Source organism: Umezawaea endophytica, from assembly GCF_025061645.1.
GTDB classification, from domain to species: domain Bacteria; phylum Actinomycetota; class Actinomycetes; order Mycobacteriales; family Pseudonocardiaceae; genus Umezawaea; species Umezawaea endophytica.
Genome location: NZ_JANYMP010000020.1, coordinates 167,101 through 185,858 on the forward strand (window position 1 = coordinate 167,101; position 18,758 = coordinate 185,858).

Sequence of the window (18,758 nt, forward strand, 5' to 3'; positions counted from 1 at the left end):
ACGGCGTCCGGCTTCGTAGGTGGTAGGCAACAAGAGCAAAAAAGAACCACCGCGAGCCTCGGGGCCGCCCTACCGAACGGCCCCGAGTCCTCTCACGACGTAGATCGAGCCGCGAACGTATGCGGCCGGTCCGGCCAAGGCGCGTCCGCCGGCCGGGCTTCTGCCCCCGCCACAACGGCTTGTGCCGCCAACAACCCACCCACCGCCGCCCCGTTCACGATCTCCCCGGCCAAAGCCATCCGCACAGCCTCAGCCAACGGCACGCGGCGGATCACCAGATCGGCTTCCTCGTCCCCCTGCAACTCACGCTCCACAGTGGACAACCCCTGGGCCAGGAACACCCGCACCACTTCATCCGTGAACCCCGGCGAAGCCGCGACATCGACCAAAGTGGACCATCGAGCAGCGTCCAATCCGACTTCCTCGGCCAGTTCCCGCCGAGCGCCCTCCACCGGTACCTCGTCCGGCGAGTCCAGCAGACCGGCGGGGAGTTCCCACAGCCGGTGGCCGAGGGGGTGTCGGTACTGGTGGATCAGGACGACCTGGCCGTCGTCGTCCAAGGCCACGACGGCGACCGCGCCCAGGTGTTCCACGACTTCGCGTAGTGCTGTTCCGCCGCCGGGCATGGCCACCTCGTCGACGCGGAGGCCGACGACTCGGCCGATGTGCACGTCGCGTGAGGAAACCGTGCGGAACTCGTGGGAGCCCGCGGCCGTCATTTCGCGCCCGCGGTGGTGATTTCGGCCAGTTCGACCGGGAGGCGGTCGGCCAGGCGGTAGTCGAGTGCCGCGCGCACGAATGCCGCGAACAGCGGGTGCGGCTTGGTGGGGCGGGACTTCAGTTCGGGGTGTGCCTGGGTTGCCACGAAGAACGGGTGGACCTTGGCGGGTAGTTCGACGAATTCCACCAGGCGGCCGTCGGGGGACGTGCCGGAGAAGACCAAGCCCGCCTTGGAGAGCTTGTCGCGGTAGGCGTTGTTGACCTCGTAGCGGTGGCGGTGGCGTTCGGAGACCTCGTTCACGCCGTACGCCCGCGCGACGACCGAGCCGGGGATCAGCTTGGCCGGGTACGCGCCCAAGCGCATCGTGCCGCCCATGTCGCGTTCGCCGGACACCACGTCCTGCTGGTCGGCCATCGTGGAGATGACGGGCGTGCCGCCCTCCTCGAACTCGGCCGAGCCCGCGTCCTTGATGCCCGCGAGGTTGCGGGCCGACTCGATGACCATGCACTGGAGGCCCAGGCACAGGCCGAGCACGGGGATGCCCCTGGTGCGGGCGTAGGTGATGGCGCCGATCTTGCCCTCGATGCCGCGGACGCCGAAACCGCCGGGCACGAGGACGGCGTCGAGGCCCGCGAGGGCGTGGGACGCGCCCTGCGGGGTCTCGCACTCGTCGGACGGGACCCAGACGACCTCGACCTTGGCGCGGTGGGCGAAACCGCCCGCGCGCAGGGCCTCGGTGACCGACAGGTAGGCGTCCGGCAGGTCGACGTACTTGCCGACCAGCGCGACCCGCACGGTCTCGGTGGGGTTGTGGACGCGGTCCAGCAGGTCGCCCCACACGGTCCAGTCGACGTCGCGGAACGGCAGGTCGAGCCTGCGGACCACGTACGCGTCGAGGCCCTCGCCGTGCAGGACCTTGGGGATGTCGTAGATCGACCGGGCGTCGACGGCCGCCACGACGGCGTCCGTGTCGACGTCGCACATGAGCGCGATCTTGCGCTTGAGGGCGTCCGGGATCTCGCGGTCCGCCCGGCACACGATCGCGTCGGGCTGGATGCCGATGTTGCGCAGCGCGGCGACGGAGTGCTGCGTCGGCTTGGTCTTCAGCTCACCGGACGGCGCCAGGTAGGGCACCAGCGACACGTGCAGGAAGAACACGTTGTCGCGGCCCACGTCGTGGCGCACCTGCCGCGCGGCCTCCAGGAACGGCAGCGACTCGATGTCGCCGACGGTGCCGCCGACCTCGGTGATGACGACGTCCGGCACCAGGCCCTCGGCGTCCGGCTCGGCCATCGCGCGGATGCGGCGCTTGATCTCGTCCGTGATGTGCGGGATCACCTGCACCGTGTCGCCCAGGTACTCGCCGCGCCGCTCCTTGGCGATCACCTCGGAGTACACCTGGCCGGTCGTGACGTTCGCCTCGCCGGACAGGTCACGCGCGAGGAAGCGCTCGTAGTGGCCGATGTCCAGGTCCGTCTCGGCGCCGTCGTCGGTGACGAACACCTCGCCGTGCTGGAACGGGTTCATCGTGCCGGGGTCGACGTTGAGGTAGGGGTCGAGCTTCTGCATGGTCACCCGCAGACCACGGGAAGTCAGCAACTGGCCGAGGCTGGAAGCCGTGAGCCCCTTGCCCAAGGAGGACGCGACGCCTCCGGTGACGAAGACGTGCTTGGTGGTACGTGCTTGAAGCACCAACGAGGCTCCCGTGGTCTGAAAGATTTCCGAAAGGGGATAACCCCTGTCCACGGGCCACAACGCTAACATGCGCGAACCGGAACCCGCCGCACGCACCACGCAAGCACATCACTCGAATGGCTTAATCAGCCGGACTGACCTGGTGACGGGGCCTCGGCGTTGCCCGCGACGCCGTAGCGACCGGCCTTGCCGTCGAGCTGCTCACGCAGCGCGAGCACGGTGACGACGCGGCCCGCGGCCGAGTCGACGTTGTCGACGGTCGACAGCACCGACGTGGCCGCCGTGTCGGCCCGGACGACGCCGATGCCGCCGGTGCCGTTCGCCGAGCCCTCGCCGCCCGCCAGCACAGCGCCCGCGCCGGAGCGGTCGAGCTGGATGGCGAACCTGGCGATCGTGGCGGCACGGTCACCGGCCGAGTCGCCGACGACGTCGCCGCCGGTGAGCACGACCGCGAGCTGGGCGGGCCGCAGGCCCTGGCCGGGCTTCACGAAACCCGCGCCCGACAGTCCGCCGAGCGCGGAGGCGATCTCGTCGGCGCTGGCCTGCGGCTCGTTGGTGTCCTTGTTGAGCAGCAGCAGCGTGCCGAGCAGGCCGCCCGCGCGGGTGCCGGGGTCGGACGCGGTGGGCAACTGGGTGCCCGCGGGTTGCAGGCGGGCGACCAGGTCGCGGAGCTGGTCGGCCTTGTGCGGGTCGACGAAGGAGTCGGTGAGCTGGAGCTCGCCGGTGACGGTGGCGCCCGCGGCCCGCAGCAGCGCGGCCAGCGAGTCGCGGTCGCCGGGGCGCGCGTCGGCGGTGGTGACCAGCACGACCGTGCGGTCGGCGAGCTGGCCCTTGACCGACAGCGGGCCGACCGAGGTGGCGAAGCGGTCCGCCTCGACCAGTTCGGCGTTCAGCCCGTTGCGCTCGGCCTGGAGGTCGACGACCTGCTTGCCCAGCGCGCCGTTGTCGTCGCTCAGCCCGGACAGCAGCCTGCTGCTGATGGCCGTCGACCCGAGCACGACGCCCACCGCGAGCGCCAGGAAGACGGCCGTGATCGAGACGATGTGGTACCGCAAGGAGATCAAGAGAACAACCCCTTCGACCAGTCGGTGACGGTGCGGAACGCGTCGACGGCGATGTCGACGTAGACGTGGCCGACGCCGGACACGGCCACCGCGGCGACCATCGCGAGGACGGCGGCCAGCACCAGCAGGAGGATCACGCCGAACGAGACCCGGCTGCGGTGCAGGGTGGCGACGGCCTCGCCGTCGACCAGCTTGCTGCCGAGCTTGAGCCGGGTGAGGAACGTGGACGGGTTGGAGCCCGAGTGGCCGCGGTCGAGGAACTCCCGCAGGCCCGCCTGGACGCCGACGGTCACGACGAGGCTCGCGCCGTGGGCCTCCGCGATGAGCAGCGCGAGGTCCTCGGCGTTGCCGGACGACGGGAACGTCACCGCGCCGATGCCGAGGTCCTGGATGCGCTCCAGGCCGGGCGCGTGGCCGTCGGTCTGCGCGGGCACGACGACCTCCTTGCCCGCCTTGAGGGTCGCGGTGCCGATGCCGTCCGGGTCGCCGACGATGACGTCCGGCTGGTAGCCCGCGTCGAACAGGGTGTCCGCGCCGGTGTCGACGCCGACCAGCACCGGCCGGTACTCGCGGATGTACTTGCGCAGCCGCCGCAGCTCGACGGCGTGGCTCGGCCCGCCCGCGACGACCAGCACCTGCCGGTCGCGCATCGGCACGTACAGCTCGGGCACGCCGATGCCGTCGAGCACGAGCGCGCGTTCGCGGCGCAGGAACTCGATCGTGTTGGCGGAGAACGCCTCGAGCTGCGCGGCCATGCCCGCCTTGGCCTCGATCATGGCGTCGGCGATCGACTCGGCGCTCTGCTCGTCGCCGCGCGCGACCTCGGTCTCGCCCGCGTAGACGACGCCGTCGAGCAGCCGCAGCCTCGTGCCGTCCTTGACGTCGCGCAGCACCGAGCTGCCGACGTTGTCGATGAGCGGGATGCCCGCCTCGATCAGCAGTTCCGGCCCCAGGTTGGGGAACCGGCCGGAGATCGACGGCGACGCGTTCACCACCCCGACCACCTCGGCGGCGACGAGCGCCTCCGCCGTGCGGCGGTCGATGTCGACCTGGTCGAGGACCGCGACGTCGCCCGGACTCAGCCGCCTCAGCAGGTCGCCAGCGCGGCGATCGACCCGAGCGACGCCGATGACGCCCGGCAGGTCGTGGTTCGTGCGGCTGAGCAACCCGGAGAGCTTCATGCGTCCGATGGTGGCTGATCCACCGGCGGGTGACGGGGTGCCACGCCGACCGGTATGAGCAGCTCAGCCGGGTGATGATTCCTCTGTGGACACTGATGGGTGAATCGGGATACCCATCGGAGGGGTATCGGTGTCGTCGTCGTCCGGAAGCTGGTAGACGGGCTCCTCCGGTCGTCGCTGGACCAGGAGGCACCCCGCCACCGCCACGACGGCCGCGACCACCAGCAGCCACATCCCGCTGCCCGCGGTGGCCACCAGCTTCCCCCCGACGAGGTCGCTCGTCTCGGTCGACGCCAGGACGTTCTGCCCGACGGACCACACCGCGCCGACGAGCAGCCCGGCCGCCGCGACCGAGCCCACCCGTGCCGCGAGCGCCACCCGAGCCGGGAGCCGGGCCGACGCGAGCACCAGGACCGCGGTGAGCACCAGCAGAGCCGCGGCCACGACCACGGGCACGCCGAACAGGACCTTGGCGTCCTCGGTCGCGGTCACCCCGTCGGGAGTGGTGTACTCGCTGGCCCACAGGGTCACCCGGTACGCGGACCGGTACCCGCTGTCGATCCGCGTCGTCTCGTACAGCGGCCTGCTCGAGCCCGCCGCCGTCAGCACCGCGCCCGCGAGCAGGGCGGTCACCCCCACGACCCGCCTCACGAGCCACCACCTCCGGTGCCCTCGGGGTCCTCGGGCAGGTCCTCGTCGGGCAGCCGGTAGACGACCACGCCCGTCGGCTCGGGTCGGGCGACGGACGCCTGGCCCGGCCAGTGCTGCGCCAGCACGCCTCCCGCCAGCGCGACGACGCAGGCGACCACGAGCGTCGCCATGCCCGAGCCGGCGGACGACGTGACGGCGGTGGTGTCCTCCCTCGAGGACGCCACCAGCACGAGTTGACCAACGGTCCACACGGAACCGGTGAGGACGGCGGCCGAACCGATCGCGGCGACGCTCGTGGGCCCGGCGAACCGGGCCGGGAGCCGGGGCGCGGCCAGCACCAGCACCGCCGACACCGCGAGCAGCACCGCGGCGACGACCACCGGCACCCCGTAGCGGACCCCGCCCACGTCGTCGATCTGGACGTCCACCGACGACTCGAAGCCCCACAGGGTCATCGTGAACGTCTCCTGGTCCCCGGTGAAGGAGAGCACCTGGACGAACACCGGCAGCGTCGCCCCGACGGCCGCGAGCGCGGCGCCCGCGCCCAGCGCGATCCCGCCGACGACGCGCCTCACGCGCCCCGGCCGGGGTCCTTCGTCGACGCTCGCCCGTTCCACCGCTCCCCCAAGTCGATCGGCCCACCACCCACCCTGTCCGAACGACCACCGGGCTAGGAGACCTGCTCGTGGTCCTCGGCGTCGGGCAGCCGGTGGACGACGGCGCCCTCCGGTTCCGGTTCCGGCGCGGGCTCCCGGTCCGGCCAGTGCTGCACGAGCACACCTCCGGCGAGGGCGACGACGCAGGCGACCGCCAGCACCCACAGGCCGAGACCCGGCGTGGTGAGGGTGATCGGGTCGACGCGGCGGTTGCCCTCCGCCAGCCGCAGGTACACCTGGAGCACGACCCACGCGGCACCGACGAGCATCAGCGGCACGCCCGCCGCGAGGAACCTCGCCACCGCGCCGAACCGGCGGCTCCGCAGGAACAGCGCGGCCAGCACCAGCAGGGCCGCCGCGACGGCCAGCGGCACGCCGTACTGCACCGACGACCGGAACTCGTCGCTCTCCGGCCGCGGCCCGGTGATGGTGCGGACGTTCCACGCCGTCACCTCGAGTTCGAGCTGCTCGGCGAGCCGGTACGCCTGGCGGTACAGCGGCAGCAGCGAGCCCACCAGCGCGAGCACCGCGCCGGCCAGCAGCGAGAACACGCCGAGCCGCTGCCTCATGAGCGGCCGGGCGGGTCGACCGGGTCGAGGGTCACGCGGGTGGTCTGCTGCTCCGGCTCGTCATCAGGCCCCTGCGGGCCGAACTCCTCGGGCGGGAAGCCGTAGGACTCCGGTTCCGGCGGGCCGAACTCGGCGGCCGGGTACCCCAGCGGCGGGGTGGCGACGTCGTCGACGGCCACGTCCGGGAGCTGGTAGATGATCGCCTCGTCGTTCTCCGGCTCCTCGTCGGACTCCCGCAGCGCGTGCCTGCGCCGCCGCTTGCCGCCGGACGGGGCGGGCTGCGGCTGGTCCTCCCACGGGGCGTCGGTGGCGGGCGGTGTCTTGCGCGTCCGCTCCGCGGCGCGGGACTTCTGGGGGACCGGGATCTCCTCGCGGACCCGCTCCGGCACCACGGACTCCCCGCGGTCGGGGACGCGGACGCGTTCGCTGGTCCGGACCGTCTCGCGCACGCGTTCCGCGCGTTCCCGCCACTCGTCCCGCGAGGTGTCGGGCTCGGGCAACTCCTGCACGAGGACGGCGCCGAGCGTGCCGACGACCCAGCCGCCGCCGAGCAGCATCAGGCCGAGGTCGAGCGTCTGCACGAGCTGCCCGCCGGGCGGCACGGACACGACCGCGACGGCGGACTGGTTCGTGACGAACAGGTACACCGACCACGCGGCGCCGAGCAGCACGGCGGCGCCCGCGATGGCCGTCATCCGCCCGAGGGGCGTCGACGGGGTCTCGCGGAACACCAGCGCGGCGGCGACGAGCATCAGCAGCGCGGCGAGCACGAGCGGCACGCCGAAACCGGGTGTGGACGCCCCCGCCCCGGTGCTGCCGAAGGCCGTCACCACCAGGGTCGAGTTCTGCCCTGGGAACGTCCGCGTCTCCTGGTACAGCGGTAGGAGGACGCCGCCCGCGGTCGCGACCGCGCCCACCGCCAGCGCGACCGCGCCGATCAGGCGTCGGTTCATCCCGGCTGGATTCATGTGACCTTTTTACGCGTCTTGCGCCTCACCACGGGGGCGCTGTCCTTGTCCGCCTTGGCCGCCGCGAGCAGTTCCACGGCGTGCGCGCGGCCGGTGTCCGTCGAGTCCATGCCCGCGAGCATGCGGGCCAGCTCGACCACGCGCTCCGACTCGTCCAGCACCCGGACGCCGCTGCGCGTGAGGATCCCGTCCGCCGTCTTGTCCACCACCAGGTGCCGGTCCGCGAACGCGGCGACCTGCGGGAGGTGGGTGACGACGATGACCTGGTGGCTGCGCGCCAGGCGGGCCAGCCGCCTGCCGACCTCCACCGCGGCCCGACCGCCGACCCCGGCGTCGACCTCGTCGAACACCAGCGTCGGCACCGGGTCGGAGTGCGAGAGCACGACCTCCAGCGCAAGCATCACCCGTGACAGCTCACCGCCGGACGCGCCCTTGTGCACCGGCAGCGCGGGAGCGCCGGGGTGCGCGATGAGGCGCAGCTCGACCTCGTCCACGCCGCTGGCGCCCGCGTGCAGCACGACCTTGCCGACCTGCAACGCCTGCGCGTCGCCCTTCTCGGCGGCGCGAGCGTGCACGGCGACCTCGATGTTCGCGTGCGGCATCGCGAGCCCGGTCAGCTCGTCCGACACCTCCTTGCCCAGCTCCTCGGCGGCGCTCGCGCGCGCTTCGGAGACCTGGGACGCGTACACCGCGAGTTCGGCCGCCAGCTCGTCGCGACGGGCCGCCAGCGCGGCCAGCGCCTCGTCGGACGTGTCGAGCGTCGACAGCCGCTCGTTCGCGGTCTCGGCCCACGCGATCACGCCGTCGATGTCCGCGGCGTACTTGCGGGTCAGGTGCTTCAGCTCGGACTGCCGGGCCAGCACCGTCTCGAGGCGGTTCGGGTCGGCGTCGAGGTGGTCGAGGTACGACCCGATCTCGGAGCCCACGTCGGCCAGGACGGCGGCGGCCTCGATCAGCCGCGCCTCCAGCCCGCGCAGCGCCGGGTCCTCCGACGTCGCGACCCGCCTGCGGGCCTCGCCGATCAGCCCCAGCGCGCCGGGGTTGTCCGGGTCGCCGTCGGCCGCCCCGCTGACCGCGTACTGCGCGCCCGTGGCGGCTTCGCGCAACTGGTCGGCGTCCGCGAGCCTGCGGGCCTCGTCGACGAGTTCGACGTCCTCCCCCGGCTTGGGGTTGACCGCCTCGATCTCGCCGAGGCCGTGGCGCAGCAGGTCCGCCTCGCGGGCCAGCTCGCGCGACCGCTCGGAGCGTTCGGTCAACTCGTTCGCGACGCGCAGCCACTCCTCGCGCAGCCGCTGGTACTGGCCGAGCGGCTCGGACACGTCGTCGCCCGCGAACCGGTCGAGGACCGCCCGCTGCTCCGACGGCCGCAGCAGCCGCAACTGGTCGTTCTGCCCGTGCACGGCGAGGAGCTGCTCCGCGAGTTCCGCGAGCACGCCGACCGGCACCGAACGGCCGCCGAGGTGTGCCCTCGACCTGCCGTCCGACCCGACCGTGCGCACCGCGATCACGGTGCCGTCCTCGTCCGGTTCGCCGCCGACCTCGTCGGCGACCTTCGCGGCCGGGCTGCCTGCGGGTGCCTTGAACCGGCCCTCCACCACGGCTTTGTCGGCACCGGTGCGCACTCTCGACGCCTCGGCCCGACCACCACCCAGCAGGTGGAGCCCGGTCACGACCATGGTCTTGCCCGCACCGGTCTCACCAGTCACCACGGTGAATCCGGCGTCGAGTTCTAGGGTTGCCTCATCGATCACACCGAGGCCCTGGATGCGCATCTCGGCCAACACAGGGCGAACCCTAGCCGCACGCACCGACAGTGGGGTTCCTCGGGAGGCGAATCCGGTCACGACCGCGTGTCCCAGCGGTGCCGTCAGCCGACCGATGGCCCGCGCCAGCCCTGCACCGGCAGCGAGAACTTCTCCACCAGCCGGTCGGCGAACGGTCCTTCCCGCAGCCGCACGAGCTTGATGGGCGTCTCGCCGCCCGCCACCTCGACCCGCGTCCCGGCGGGCAGGTCGTAGGTCCGGCGGCCGTCGCAGCACAGCACCGCGGGGTGGCCGTTCGGGTCGACCTCGAACGCCACGGTGGACCGCGGCGACACGACGAGCGGCCTCGCGAACAGGGCGTGCGCGTTGCTCGGCACGACCAGCAGCGCCTGCACGTCCGGCCACACCACCGGCCCGCCCGCGGAGAACGCGTACGCGGTCGACCCGGTCGGCGTCGCGCACAGCACGCCGTCCGTGCCGAACGCCGACACCGGGCGGCCGTCGATCTCCACGACCACGTCGAGGATGCGTTCGCGGGAGGACTTCTCGACGCTGGCCTCGTTGAGCGCCCACGTCTTCACCAGCTCCACGCCGTTGACGGACGCGGTCACGTCGACCGTCATCCGCTCCTCGACGTGGTAGTCCTGCTCGATCACGTGCGTGATGGCCTCGTGCAGCATGTCCGAGTCGGCTTCCGCGAGGAACCCGACCCGGCCGAGGTTGACGCCCAGGACCGGCACCGCGGCCGCGCGGGCGAGTTCGGCGGCGCGCAGCAGCGTGCCGTCACCGCCCAGCACGAACACGAGCTCGGTGCCCTCGGCCGCCTTGTCGTCGGCGGGCACGATGCTCATGGAGCAGCACGGGTAGAGCTGCGGGGCCTCCTCGTCGAGGAGCCGCAGCCGCACACCCGCTTCCGCGAAGCGCAGCGCCACTTCCATGGCCAGCTTGATGTTGCTCTGCCGCCCGGTGTGGACGACGAGGAGCACTTCCCGATCGGTCATTGGGGCCCTTCCGCGACAGCGGTTCGGACGAGCGCGGCGGCGGCTTCCGCGTCCAGGGGGTCGCCCAGCCGGAGCCGGACGAAGAACTCGACGTTGCCCGAGGGGCCGGGCAGCGGACTGGCGATGACCCCGTGCAGGCGCAGCCCCAGTTCGGCGGCCGAGGCGACCACCGTGAGCACGGCGTCGGCCCGCAGCTCGGGGTCGCGCACGACCCCGCCGGAGCCGAGCCGCTCCTTGCCCACCTCGAACTGCGGTTTCACCATCGGCACGAGGTCACCCGCGGGGTCGAGGCACGACTTGAGCGCGGGCAGCACCAGTTTGAGCGAGATGAACGACAGGTCGGCCACGATCAGGTCGACCGTTCCGCCCACGTCCTCGGGGGTGAGCGCGCGGACGTTCGTCTTGTCCTTGACGACGACGCGCTCGTCGGTGCGCAGCCGCCAGTCCAGCAGCCCGCGACCGACGTCGACCGCGATCACCTGACGGGCGCCCTTGCGGAGCAGCACGTCGGTGAACCCGCCCGTGGACGCGCCCGCGTCCAGGCAGCGCGCGCCGTCGACCTCGATGTCGGAGAACGCCTCCAGCGCGCCCACCAGCTTGTGCGCCCCGCGCGACGCCCAGTTCGGGTCGTCCACGTCGGCGCGCACCACCACGGCGGCGTCGATCTCGACGGCGGTGGCGGGTTTGGTGGCGACCGTGCCGCGCACCGTCACCCGACCGTCGGTGACCAGTTGGCTGGCGTGCTCACGGGACCTGGCGAGCCCGCGCCGCACCAGCTCGGCGTCGAGCCGAGACCTACGAGGCACGGGATCAGACCTTGTCGATGCTCGACAGGGCGGCGGTCAGCGCCGTGTGCGCGATGTCGAACCTCGCCACGTGGTCCACGATCTCCAGGTGCTCCAAGCCCTCCAGGCCCGCGAGGGCCGAGTCGATGCCCACCACGGGATCGACCGGCGGACCGGGCAGGGGAACGTCGACGTTCACGGGTTCACGGTAGCGGATCGGCGTGCGGGAACACGCGCGAGAGTGGCGTAGCGCGCTTCCCGCGCCAGGGGTGAACCGACCGGGCGCGACCCACGTAGAAGCCTGGGTGGACCCCGCGTGACCACGGTGTGGACGCGGGGCGTCCAGCCGTGTTCCGGTGGCCGCGAACCACCCGGTTCCGCTGGGTCGTGCCTTCCGGGAGGCGGGGTGGCGCGGAAGCGTTCCGACGGTCGCGGGCCACCCCGGTTCCGCTGCGCCGCGCCCTCCAGGAGCCAGCGTGGCGCGGGAGCGTTCCCACGGTCGCGGGCCACCCGGTTCCGGCGGGGCGCATTTCCCGGAAGCCGGGGAGGCGCGGCGCGTTCCGACGGTCGAAAGCCGCCGGATTCGCTGGATCGGGTGCGCTGTAAGTCACCACGGGGAGTGTCCCGGCGGGCGAGGACCGCTCGGTCCCGGCGGGTCGCGCTGCCCGGCCGTGGTCGCGGTCCTACTCCTGTGGTTCGGCTCCGGGCAGGGCCACGGTGAAGATCGCGCCCGGACCGCTGGTCGCCGTCAGCCGTCCGCCCTGCGCGGCCACCAGCGTCCTGGCGATGGCCAGCCCGAGCCCCGACCCGCCGCCGTCCACCCGGCTGCGGGACCCGTCGGTCCGGTAGAACCGCTCGAACACCCTGCCGACCTGCTCCTCGGTCAACCCCGGCCCCGAGTCCGCCACCTCGACGACGCCCCAGCCGTCCACCATGCCGACGCCGACCCGCACCGCCGTCCCGGCCGGGGTGTGGTGGACGGCGTTGCCGATCAGGTTCGTGACGACCTGCCGCAGCCGCGCCTCGTCCCCCAGCACCGGCGCCGGACCGACCGGGCCACCGCCCGGACCGGTGAGCGCCACCGGGCGCGTCGGGTCCAGGGCCCGCAGGTCGTGCAGCGCGTCCACCGCCACCGCCCGCAGGTCCATCGGTTCCAGGCGCGGCGCGGGCGCGGCCTCGTCGAACCGGGCCAGCAGCAGCAGGTCGTCCACCAGCCGCTCCAGCCGCCGCGACTCGCGTTCGATGCGGTCCATCATCCGGTCGACGTCGGCGCGCTCCGGCAGCGCCCCCATGCGGTACAGCTCGGTGGACCCGCTGATCCCCGCCAGCGGGGTGCGCAGCTCGTGGCTGGCGTCGGCCACGAACCGCCGGGCACGGGCCTCCGACTCCGCTCGCGCCGCCGCGGCCTCGTCGAGCCGGTCGAGCATGTCGTTGAACGTGACGGCCAGGCTGCCCACCTCCGTGCTGGGCGCCGCCACCTCGGGGACCCGCCGACCGGTGTCACCCGCCGCGATGGCCGCCGAGGTCGCCTCGACCAGCCTCAGCGGGCGCAGCCCCGCGCGCAGCGCGAAGTACCCCAGCGCGGTGAGGACCGCCAGCAGCACCGAGCCGATCAGGTAGCAGTTCACCCGCACCCGATCGACGACGGCGTCCACGTCCTTGAGGGACGCGGCCACGGTGAGCGTGACGCCGTCACCTCCGGGGTACCGCGCGGGCACGACGCGGACCCGCCACTCGTCGGGGTCGAAGACGGACACCGGGTCGCCGGGCGGTCCGATCCGGAAAGCCCGGTCCGGGCTCCCGTCCGCGAACGAGTACACGACGTGGACGTCGGTCACCAGGTCCAGCGCGGTGTTCGCCGCGGGCTCCGCGCCCGGTCGCAGCGCCGCCACGGTCTCCGGCGAGAACCGGGACACCAGTTCGGTCGCCACGGACAACTGGTTGTCCACGCGCTTGACGAGCGGCGCGCGCAGCGACGCCAGCACCAGCGCGCAGGCGACGACCAGCCCGATCGCCAGCAGCACCACCGTGATCAGCAGCAGCCGGGCGCTGAGGGGGAGGCGGCCCACCGCGGTCACGACCGGGGTGTCCGCAGGACGTAGCCGACGCCGCGCACCGTGTGGATCAGCTTCCGGTCACCGCGGTCGACCTTCCGCCGCAGGTAGCTCACGTAGGACTCGACGATGCTCGGGTCGCCACCGAAGTCGTGGTTCCACACGTCCCGCACGATCCGCGACTTCGCCACGGTCTGGTCGGCGTGCTCCATGAGGTACCGCAACAGCTTGAACTCCGTCTGCGACAGCTCGACCCGCGCGCCGCCGCGGGTCACGAGGTGGGCGTTCGGGTCGAGTTCCAGGTCGCCCACGACGAGCGGGGCGCCCGCGGCCCGTCCGGACGACCGGCCGGAGCGCCGCAGGACGGCGTGGATGCGGGCGATCAGCTCTTCGAGCCGGAACGGCTTCGTCACGTAGTCGTCACCTCCCGCCGACAGCCCGTCGACCTTGTCGTCCGGGCTGTCGCGGGCGGTCAGGAACACCACCGGCAGGTCCTCGCCGTGCGCGCGGCGCAACCGTTGCAGCACTTGGAAACCACCGATGTCGGGCAGCATCACGTCCAGCACCACCAGCGACGGCGGCTCCCGTTCGGCCAGTTCCAGCGCCGCCTCACCGTCGACCGCGGTCCCGACCTCGAACCCCGCGAACCGCAGGCTCGCGGCGAGGAGTTCCCGCAGCGTCGGGTCGTCCTCGACCACCAGCAGCCGAACCGCCCGCCCGTGGTGCTCCCTGGACGCCATCCGCAGCTCCCCCCTCACCGGTCCGACCAGCGTACGTACCGTCCACGCGGCGGGCGGCGAGCAGCAGCAACGCACCCGCGGCACCCGCCAGCGCTCCCGCGACCAGCCCCAGCGGCACCGCCGTCCACACCGACCCGCGGACGCCCGCGCTGGTCTCCAGCAGGACGAACCCCCGCACCGCCAGCCTCAGGTCCGCGCTCGCCGAGGCCAGCAGCACCATCACCACGGACACGACCCCGAACACCAGCCCCGACGCGGCGGCGTTGCGCAGCACCAGGTCCGTCGCGTCCTCGACGGCGGTCCGGGCGGCGGCGAGCGTTCCGCACACCAGCAGCAGCACGACCGCCAGCACGGTGAACGGCCACGTCGGCAGGTCCACCGACGGCAACTCGGGCAGCACCCCGCCCAGCATCTTCACGACCTGCGGATCGACGTCGACCGCCCAGGGCACACCGATCCCCGCCGTGATCGCGGCGAACAACGCGCTGGGCGCCAACAACAACACCGCGCCCACGACCCGCCCGTCCTGCACCTGGGCGACCACGGCACCGGCGGCCGTGACGACCAACAACGTCACGCCCAACACCAGCACCGTCGCGGAGAACGCGGGCCGCAGCACGGCAGGCACTCGACAGAGCCCCCACACCGCGACGACTCCGAGCACCGCAGCCAGTACCGCGACCAACGGCTCGGCGACCACCCCACCCCCACCGGCCACCACGATCGCGGTCCCCAGCAGCACCGCGAACGCGCAGGCCGCACCGGCCAGCACCTCAACCCCCGGCCACCGCCGGAACCCCAACACGAGGACCAGCACACCGACCGCCGTGACGCCGGTCGCGACGACGTGCAGCCGAACGTCGACCGACGCGGTCTGGGGCAGTTCCGGCACCACCGTCAACGGCACCCCGACAGCAGCCGCCACCACCGCGACCGCCCGCCCGACCACCGACCCGAACCCCGACAACGCCACCCCGACAGCGGCCACGACCCCCATCGCGACGAACGCCGCACCCCCGATCACCACACCGCCCAGACCACCCCGCACCGCCCCGTTTCCCATGGGACGCAACGTATTCGCGCCACATCGCGCCACCCTGGACGTTTCCTGGGCGCCCGCTGGGAACCAAGCGCGAACCACGTGGACAGCCCCGGAAAACCCGACCGCACAAGCGGAACTCCCCAGCAAACCCCCAGGATTTCACCGGAAGGTGTCACCAGACCGACCACCAACCCCCAAAAACTGTCGGACCCCTGCCGTAGCTTCGAATTCGGGGGGCCCTCACGCCTGGGGGACCTCTGGTTCCGGCCGTGCCGAGCCACGAGGTGGGGGCAGGCGAAAACACCTCTGCCGCGCCTCGGTTTCGAGACGCGGCAGAGGTCGTGAGCCGTGATCGGGACCCCGGCGTTCAAGCCGTCTAGGTCAGCAGCACCGAGAGGTCGGCGGCGATGTAGGTGGGCCTGCGGTCCGCGGGCAGCGCGAGTGCGTCGGCTTCGGTGGAGACGCCGGTGAGCACGAGCAGGGAGTCCATGCCCGCGTTGACGGCACCCGCGATGTCGGTGTCCAGCCGGTCGCCGACCACGAGGGGGCGTTCCGCGCCCAGCGACTTGGCCGCCTGTTCGAGCAGCGGGGTCGCCGGTTTGCCCGCGATGAGCGGTTCCCGGTCGGTGGCGGCCTTGAGGGCGGCGACGAGCGCGCCGCAGCCGGGCAGCAGGCCGCGTTCGGTGGGGAGGGTGACGTCCGCGTTGCAGGCGACCCACAGGACGCCGCGGCGAATGGCGACGCAGGCCTCCGCGAGTTCGCGCCAGCCCAGGTCCTGGGAGAGGCCCTGCACGACGGCGGTGACCTCGTCGGTGGCCTCGCGCACGGGGCGGAGGCCGACGGTGCGGACCTCGTCCGCGAGCGCTTCGGTGCCGAGCACCAACACCGCCGAGTCGGCGGGCAGGCGTTCGGCCAGCATGGCCGCCGCCGCTTGCGCGCTGGTGCTCACCTCGTCGAGAGCGGCCTGGAAGCCGATCTCGACGAGGTGGTCCACCACGAGCTGCGGAGCCCGCGAAGCGTTGTTGGTCACGAACCTGATGCCGACACCCTGGGATCGCGCGACGGCCACGGCGTCAGCCGCGCCCGGTACCGGTTCCTTGCCCCGGTACACGGTGCCGTCGAGGTCGAGCAGCAGGGCGTCGTAACGTGCCAACAACGTCTCGGTCACTGCTCCGCGGTCTCCTCGTCATCGTCTTCTTCGATGATCCCGAGCCCGAACGCGCGCTCGGCGGCATCCGTCTCGTTCTCGTCGTCGGCTTCCGCCGCGTGGAGGAACCACTGTACGGATTCCTCGGCGCGACCAGCCGCTTCCAGGTTGTCCGCGTACGCGTAGAACAGCCGGGCGCTCCACGGGTCGCGGCGCTTCGGGTCGAGGTCGTCGCCCTGGAGCGCGACCACGGCGGCGTCGAACTGGCCCATGTCACGACGAGCGCCCGCCGCGACGATCCGCAGCTCGACGGCCTCGTCCGGCGTCAGCGGCTGGCCCTGGACCTCGCGGGCGAGTTCCAGCGCCCGCTCGGGACGGCCCAGCGCGCGCTCGCAGTCCGCCATCACGGCGATGTGGCCGGTGCCGGTGGACATGCGACGCGCGGCGCGCAGCTCGGACAGCGCCTCGGCCCATTCGCCCGCGTGGTACGCGGTGAGGCCCGCGGCCTCGCGGATGACACCGATGCGCGCGGCCTTGCCGCGGGCGTAGCGGGCGTGCTCCAGCGCGAGCACCGGGTCGGTGTCGACCAGGAGGCCCGCGGCGGCCAGGTGCCTGCCGACGATCTCCGCGAGGCCCTTGGGCAGGCCGCGCAGTTCGCCCTTGATCTCGGGGTCGAGCGCCGAGATGTCCGCCTCGGGCGGCAGCTCGGGCGCACGGGCCCGCTGGTAGCCCTCTTCGGCGTCGCGAGCGGCCGGAGCGGACTCCTGCTCGGGCGCCTCGACGGCGTCAACGGTCTCGGCGTCGGCCTTCACGTCGACAACGGGCTCGTCCGCCGACCCGGTGGCCTCACCGGACCCGTACTGGGGGGTGCGCTCCTGGAACCGGGCGGCCCGCTGACGGCTGCGCTCCTCGCGCTTGTCGTCCTTGCCGGGATCGTCACGCGGGACGTCGGCGCGAGGCGCCTTCGTGTGCCGCGGCTTCTCGTGGCGGGGACGGTCTTCCCGCGACGAGGTCTCCCGACGCTCGCCACCCGCACGCTCGTAGCGCGGCTTGTCGTCGCGCTGGTAGCTGCTCGGGCCGCGGTCGTCCCGCGGCTTGTACTCGCGACGCTCGCCACCACGGTCTTCGCGCGGCTGGTACTCACGCCGTTCACCCGTGCTGGGACGGTCGTCCCGACGCGGGTAACCGCTGCCACCCTCGGTGCGCGGCTTGTACTCACGGCGCTCACCGCTGCCGGAACGATCGTCACGACGCGGGTAACCGCCACTGCTCTCGGTACGGGGCTTGTACTCCCGACGTTCGCCACCGCGGTCGTCCCGCGGCTTGTACTCACGCCGCTCGCCAGCCGCGGACTTGCTGTCGCGGTACTGGTAACCGCTGCCACCGCTGTCGTCCCGGCGCGGAGCGCTGTCACGGTCCTCGCGCGGCTTGTACTCGCGACGGTCGCCACTGGAACGGTCGTCCCGCGGCTTGTCGTAGCGGGGGCGGTCGTCGCGCTGGTAGCCGCTGGAACCGGTGCGGGGCTTGAAGTCCCGACGGTCACCACTGCCGGAGCGGTCGTCGCGCGGCTTGTCGTAGCGCGGCTTGTCGTCCGTGCTGCGGTAGCGGCTGTTGCCGTTGCTGGAGATACCACCGCGCTCGTCCCGACGCGGGTAGCTGCCGCTGCCCTCGGTGCGGGGCTTGTACTCGCGGCGCTCGCCACCACCGGCGCGGTCGTCGCGCTTGAAGCTGCTGCCGGAACCCGTCACGCGGGGCCGGAAGTCGGGGCGGCCGTCGCGGTTGTCGCGCTGGTGGGTGCCGCTGTTGCGGGACTTGAAGGTGCTGCCCCCACCGGACCCGCTTGGCCGGTCGCTGCGCTGGTAGCCGCCGCTGCGCGGGGCGTCGTCCTTGCGGTACGTGCTGCCACCGCGGTCGTCACGTGCCTTGTCGTAGCGGGGACGGTCATCGCGCGGCTTGTACTCGCGCCGCTCACCGCCACCCGAACGGTCGTCACGCGGCTTGTACTCACGCCGTTCGCCCGTGCTGGGACGGTCGTCCCGACGCGGGTACCCACCGCTGCCTTCGGTACGGGGCTTGTACTCGCGGCGCTCGCCGGAGCCGCTGCCCGCACGGTCGTCGCGACGGGGGTAACCGCCACCACTCCCGGAGCTGCTGCCACCGGTGCCACGAGGCTTGTCGTAGCGCGGACGGTCGTCACGGGACTTGAAGTCCCGACGCTCACCACCGCTGGAAGACCCGCGCTGGTCCCGCTTCGGCCGATCGGCCGAGCTGGTGTTCTTGTCATCACGACGCGGATACCCCGCCGCACGCTCGGCACCGGTCGCCCGGCCGCCGGTGGACGGCTTGCGGTCGCTCTGGGCTGGGCCACCATCGGAACGGCGCGGTCGGTCTCCCTGGCCACGCTGACGGTCGCCGGGACGTTCCCCGAACCTGGACACCTGATTCCTCCTATGGACACGCCTGAACACGCCGAAAAGGGCTTGTGATTTGAGCACATAAGATGTGCCCCCATCACAAGCCCTTTCAGGGAATAATTGTCCCGCGGTGACCTACTCTCCCACACCGTCACCAGTGCAGTACCATCGGCGCAGGAGGGCTTAACTACCGGGTTCGGAATGGGACCGGGTGTTTCCCCTCCGCCATGACCGCGGAAACACTATGAAATTACCTACCGTAGGCACACCAACCCAGAACCACCCCTCACAGGGCACTTCTGGACCC

At 72.5% G+C, this 18,758-nt stretch carries 17 protein-coding genes and 1 rRNA gene; all 18 read right to left on the minus strand.

Annotated features, from left to right (window positions below; genetic code table 11):
• Positions 1–92: 92 nt before the first annotated feature.
• Positions 93–719 carry an NUDIX domain-containing protein gene (locus tag NZH93_RS33970; RefSeq protein ID WP_259627370.1) on the minus strand — a complete coding sequence of 209 codons (627 nt, stop codon included), beginning with the start codon at positions 717–719 and terminating at the stop codon, positions 93–95.
• Entirely contained in the window at positions 716–2,416 is a 1,701-nt protein-coding gene (gene pyrG / locus NZH93_RS33975) for a CTP synthase (protein WP_259627371.1), read from the minus strand. The genes NZH93_RS33970 and pyrG overlap by 4 nt, the downstream gene beginning before the upstream one ends.
• Before the next feature lie 125 nt (positions 2,417–2,541).
• Positions 2,542–3,480: a copper transporter gene (locus tag NZH93_RS33980; RefSeq protein ID WP_259627372.1), complete on the minus strand. Its 939-nt coding sequence runs from the start codon at positions 3,478–3,480 to the stop codon at positions 2,542–2,544.
• Positions 3,477–4,661, minus strand: coding sequence for a putative cytokinetic ring protein SteA (gene steA, locus NZH93_RS33985; RefSeq protein ID WP_259627373.1), 1,185 nt, complete (start codon positions 4,659–4,661; stop codon positions 3,477–3,479). The genes NZH93_RS33980 and steA overlap by 4 nt, the downstream gene beginning before the upstream one ends.
• 63 nt (positions 4,662–4,724) lie before the next feature.
• Entirely contained in the window at positions 4,725–5,312 is a 588-nt protein-coding gene (locus NZH93_RS33990) for a hypothetical protein (RefSeq protein ID WP_259627374.1), read from the minus strand.
• Complete coding sequence (locus tag NZH93_RS33995; RefSeq protein ID WP_259627375.1) at positions 5,309–5,887, minus strand: hypothetical protein; 579 nt, start codon at positions 5,885–5,887, stop codon at positions 5,309–5,311. Before NZH93_RS33995 ends, NZH93_RS33990 begins: the two co-directional genes overlap by 4 nt.
• 95 nt (positions 5,888–5,982) lie before the next feature.
• Positions 5,983–6,537 (minus strand): hypothetical protein, encoded by a 555-nt coding sequence (locus NZH93_RS34000; protein WP_259627376.1) that lies wholly within the window; start codon positions 6,535–6,537, stop codon positions 5,983–5,985.
• Complete coding sequence (locus tag NZH93_RS34005) at positions 6,534–7,490, minus strand: hypothetical protein (RefSeq protein ID WP_259627377.1); 957 nt, start codon at positions 7,488–7,490, stop codon at positions 6,534–6,536. Before NZH93_RS34005 ends, NZH93_RS34000 begins: the two co-directional genes overlap by 4 nt.
• A gap of 11 nt (positions 7,491–7,501) precedes the next feature.
• A complete protein-coding gene (gene recN / locus NZH93_RS34010) occupies positions 7,502–9,289 on the minus strand; it encodes a DNA repair protein RecN (protein WP_259627378.1) in 1,788 nt (595 codons plus the stop codon).
• An 83-nt stretch (positions 9,290–9,372) separates the two neighbouring features.
• On the minus strand, positions 9,373–10,269 hold the full coding sequence (locus NZH93_RS34015) for an NAD kinase (protein ID WP_259627379.1): 897 nt from the start codon (positions 10,267–10,269) through the stop codon (positions 9,373–9,375).
• Positions 10,266–11,075 (minus strand): TlyA family RNA methyltransferase, encoded by an 810-nt coding sequence (locus NZH93_RS34020; RefSeq protein WP_259627380.1) that lies wholly within the window; start codon positions 11,073–11,075, stop codon positions 10,266–10,268. Before NZH93_RS34020 ends, NZH93_RS34015 begins: the two co-directional genes overlap by 4 nt.
• 4 nt (positions 11,076–11,079) lie before the next feature.
• Positions 11,080–11,253 carry a hypothetical protein gene (locus tag NZH93_RS34025; RefSeq protein ID WP_259627381.1) on the minus strand — a complete coding sequence of 58 codons (174 nt, stop codon included), beginning with the start codon at positions 11,251–11,253 and terminating at the stop codon, positions 11,080–11,082.
• A 484-nt stretch (positions 11,254–11,737) separates the two neighbouring features.
• Positions 11,738–13,132, minus strand: a complete 1,395-nt coding sequence (locus tag NZH93_RS34030) for a sensor histidine kinase (RefSeq protein WP_259627382.1) — start codon at positions 13,130–13,132, stop codon at positions 11,738–11,740.
• Complete coding sequence (locus NZH93_RS34035; protein WP_259627394.1) at positions 13,129–13,806, minus strand: response regulator transcription factor; 678 nt, start codon at positions 13,804–13,806, stop codon at positions 13,129–13,131. The genes NZH93_RS34030 and NZH93_RS34035 overlap by 4 nt, the downstream gene beginning before the upstream one ends.
• On the minus strand, positions 13,718–14,911 hold the full coding sequence (locus NZH93_RS34040) for a streptophobe family protein (RefSeq protein WP_259627383.1): 1,194 nt from the start codon (positions 14,909–14,911) through the stop codon (positions 13,718–13,720). Before NZH93_RS34040 ends, NZH93_RS34035 begins: the two co-directional genes overlap by 89 nt.
• 355 nt (positions 14,912–15,266) lie before the next feature.
• On the minus strand, positions 15,267–16,058 hold the full coding sequence (locus tag NZH93_RS34045) for an HAD-IIA family hydrolase (protein WP_308214269.1): 792 nt from the start codon (positions 16,056–16,058) through the stop codon (positions 15,267–15,269).
• Positions 16,055–18,475, minus strand: a complete 2,421-nt coding sequence (locus NZH93_RS34050; protein WP_259627384.1) for a hypothetical protein — start codon at positions 18,473–18,475, stop codon at positions 16,055–16,057. Before NZH93_RS34050 ends, NZH93_RS34045 begins: the two co-directional genes overlap by 4 nt.
• A 98-nt stretch (positions 18,476–18,573) precedes the next feature.
• Positions 18,574–18,690: ribosomal RNA gene (gene rrf / locus NZH93_RS34055) — 5S ribosomal RNA — on the minus strand.
• Positions 18,691–18,758 lie beyond the last annotated feature (68 nt).

Bases quoted from the DNA above. Each gene is read 5' to 3' on its own strand.
- NZH93_RS33970 (WP_259627370.1), bottom strand. From the start codon at position 719: ATGACGGCCGCGGGCTCCCACGAGTTCCGCACGGTTTCCTCACGCGAC.
- steA (WP_259627373.1), bottom strand. From the start codon at position 4,661: ATGAAGCTCTCCGGGTTGCTCAGCCGCACGAACCACGACCTGCCGGGC.
- NZH93_RS34000 (WP_259627376.1), bottom strand. From the start codon at position 6,537: ATGAGGCAGCGGCTCGGCGTGTTCTCGCTGCTGGCCGGCGCGGTGCTC.
- NZH93_RS34005 (WP_259627377.1), bottom strand. From the start codon at position 7,490: ATGAACCGACGCCTGATCGGCGCGGTCGCGCTGGCGGTGGGCGCGGTC.
- NZH93_RS34015 (WP_259627379.1), bottom strand. From the start codon at position 10,269: ATGACCGATCGGGAAGTGCTCCTCGTCGTCCACACCGGGCGGCAGAGC.
- NZH93_RS34040 (WP_259627383.1), bottom strand. From the start codon at position 14,911: ATGGGAAACGGGGCGGTGCGGGGTGGTCTGGGCGGTGTGGTGATCGGG.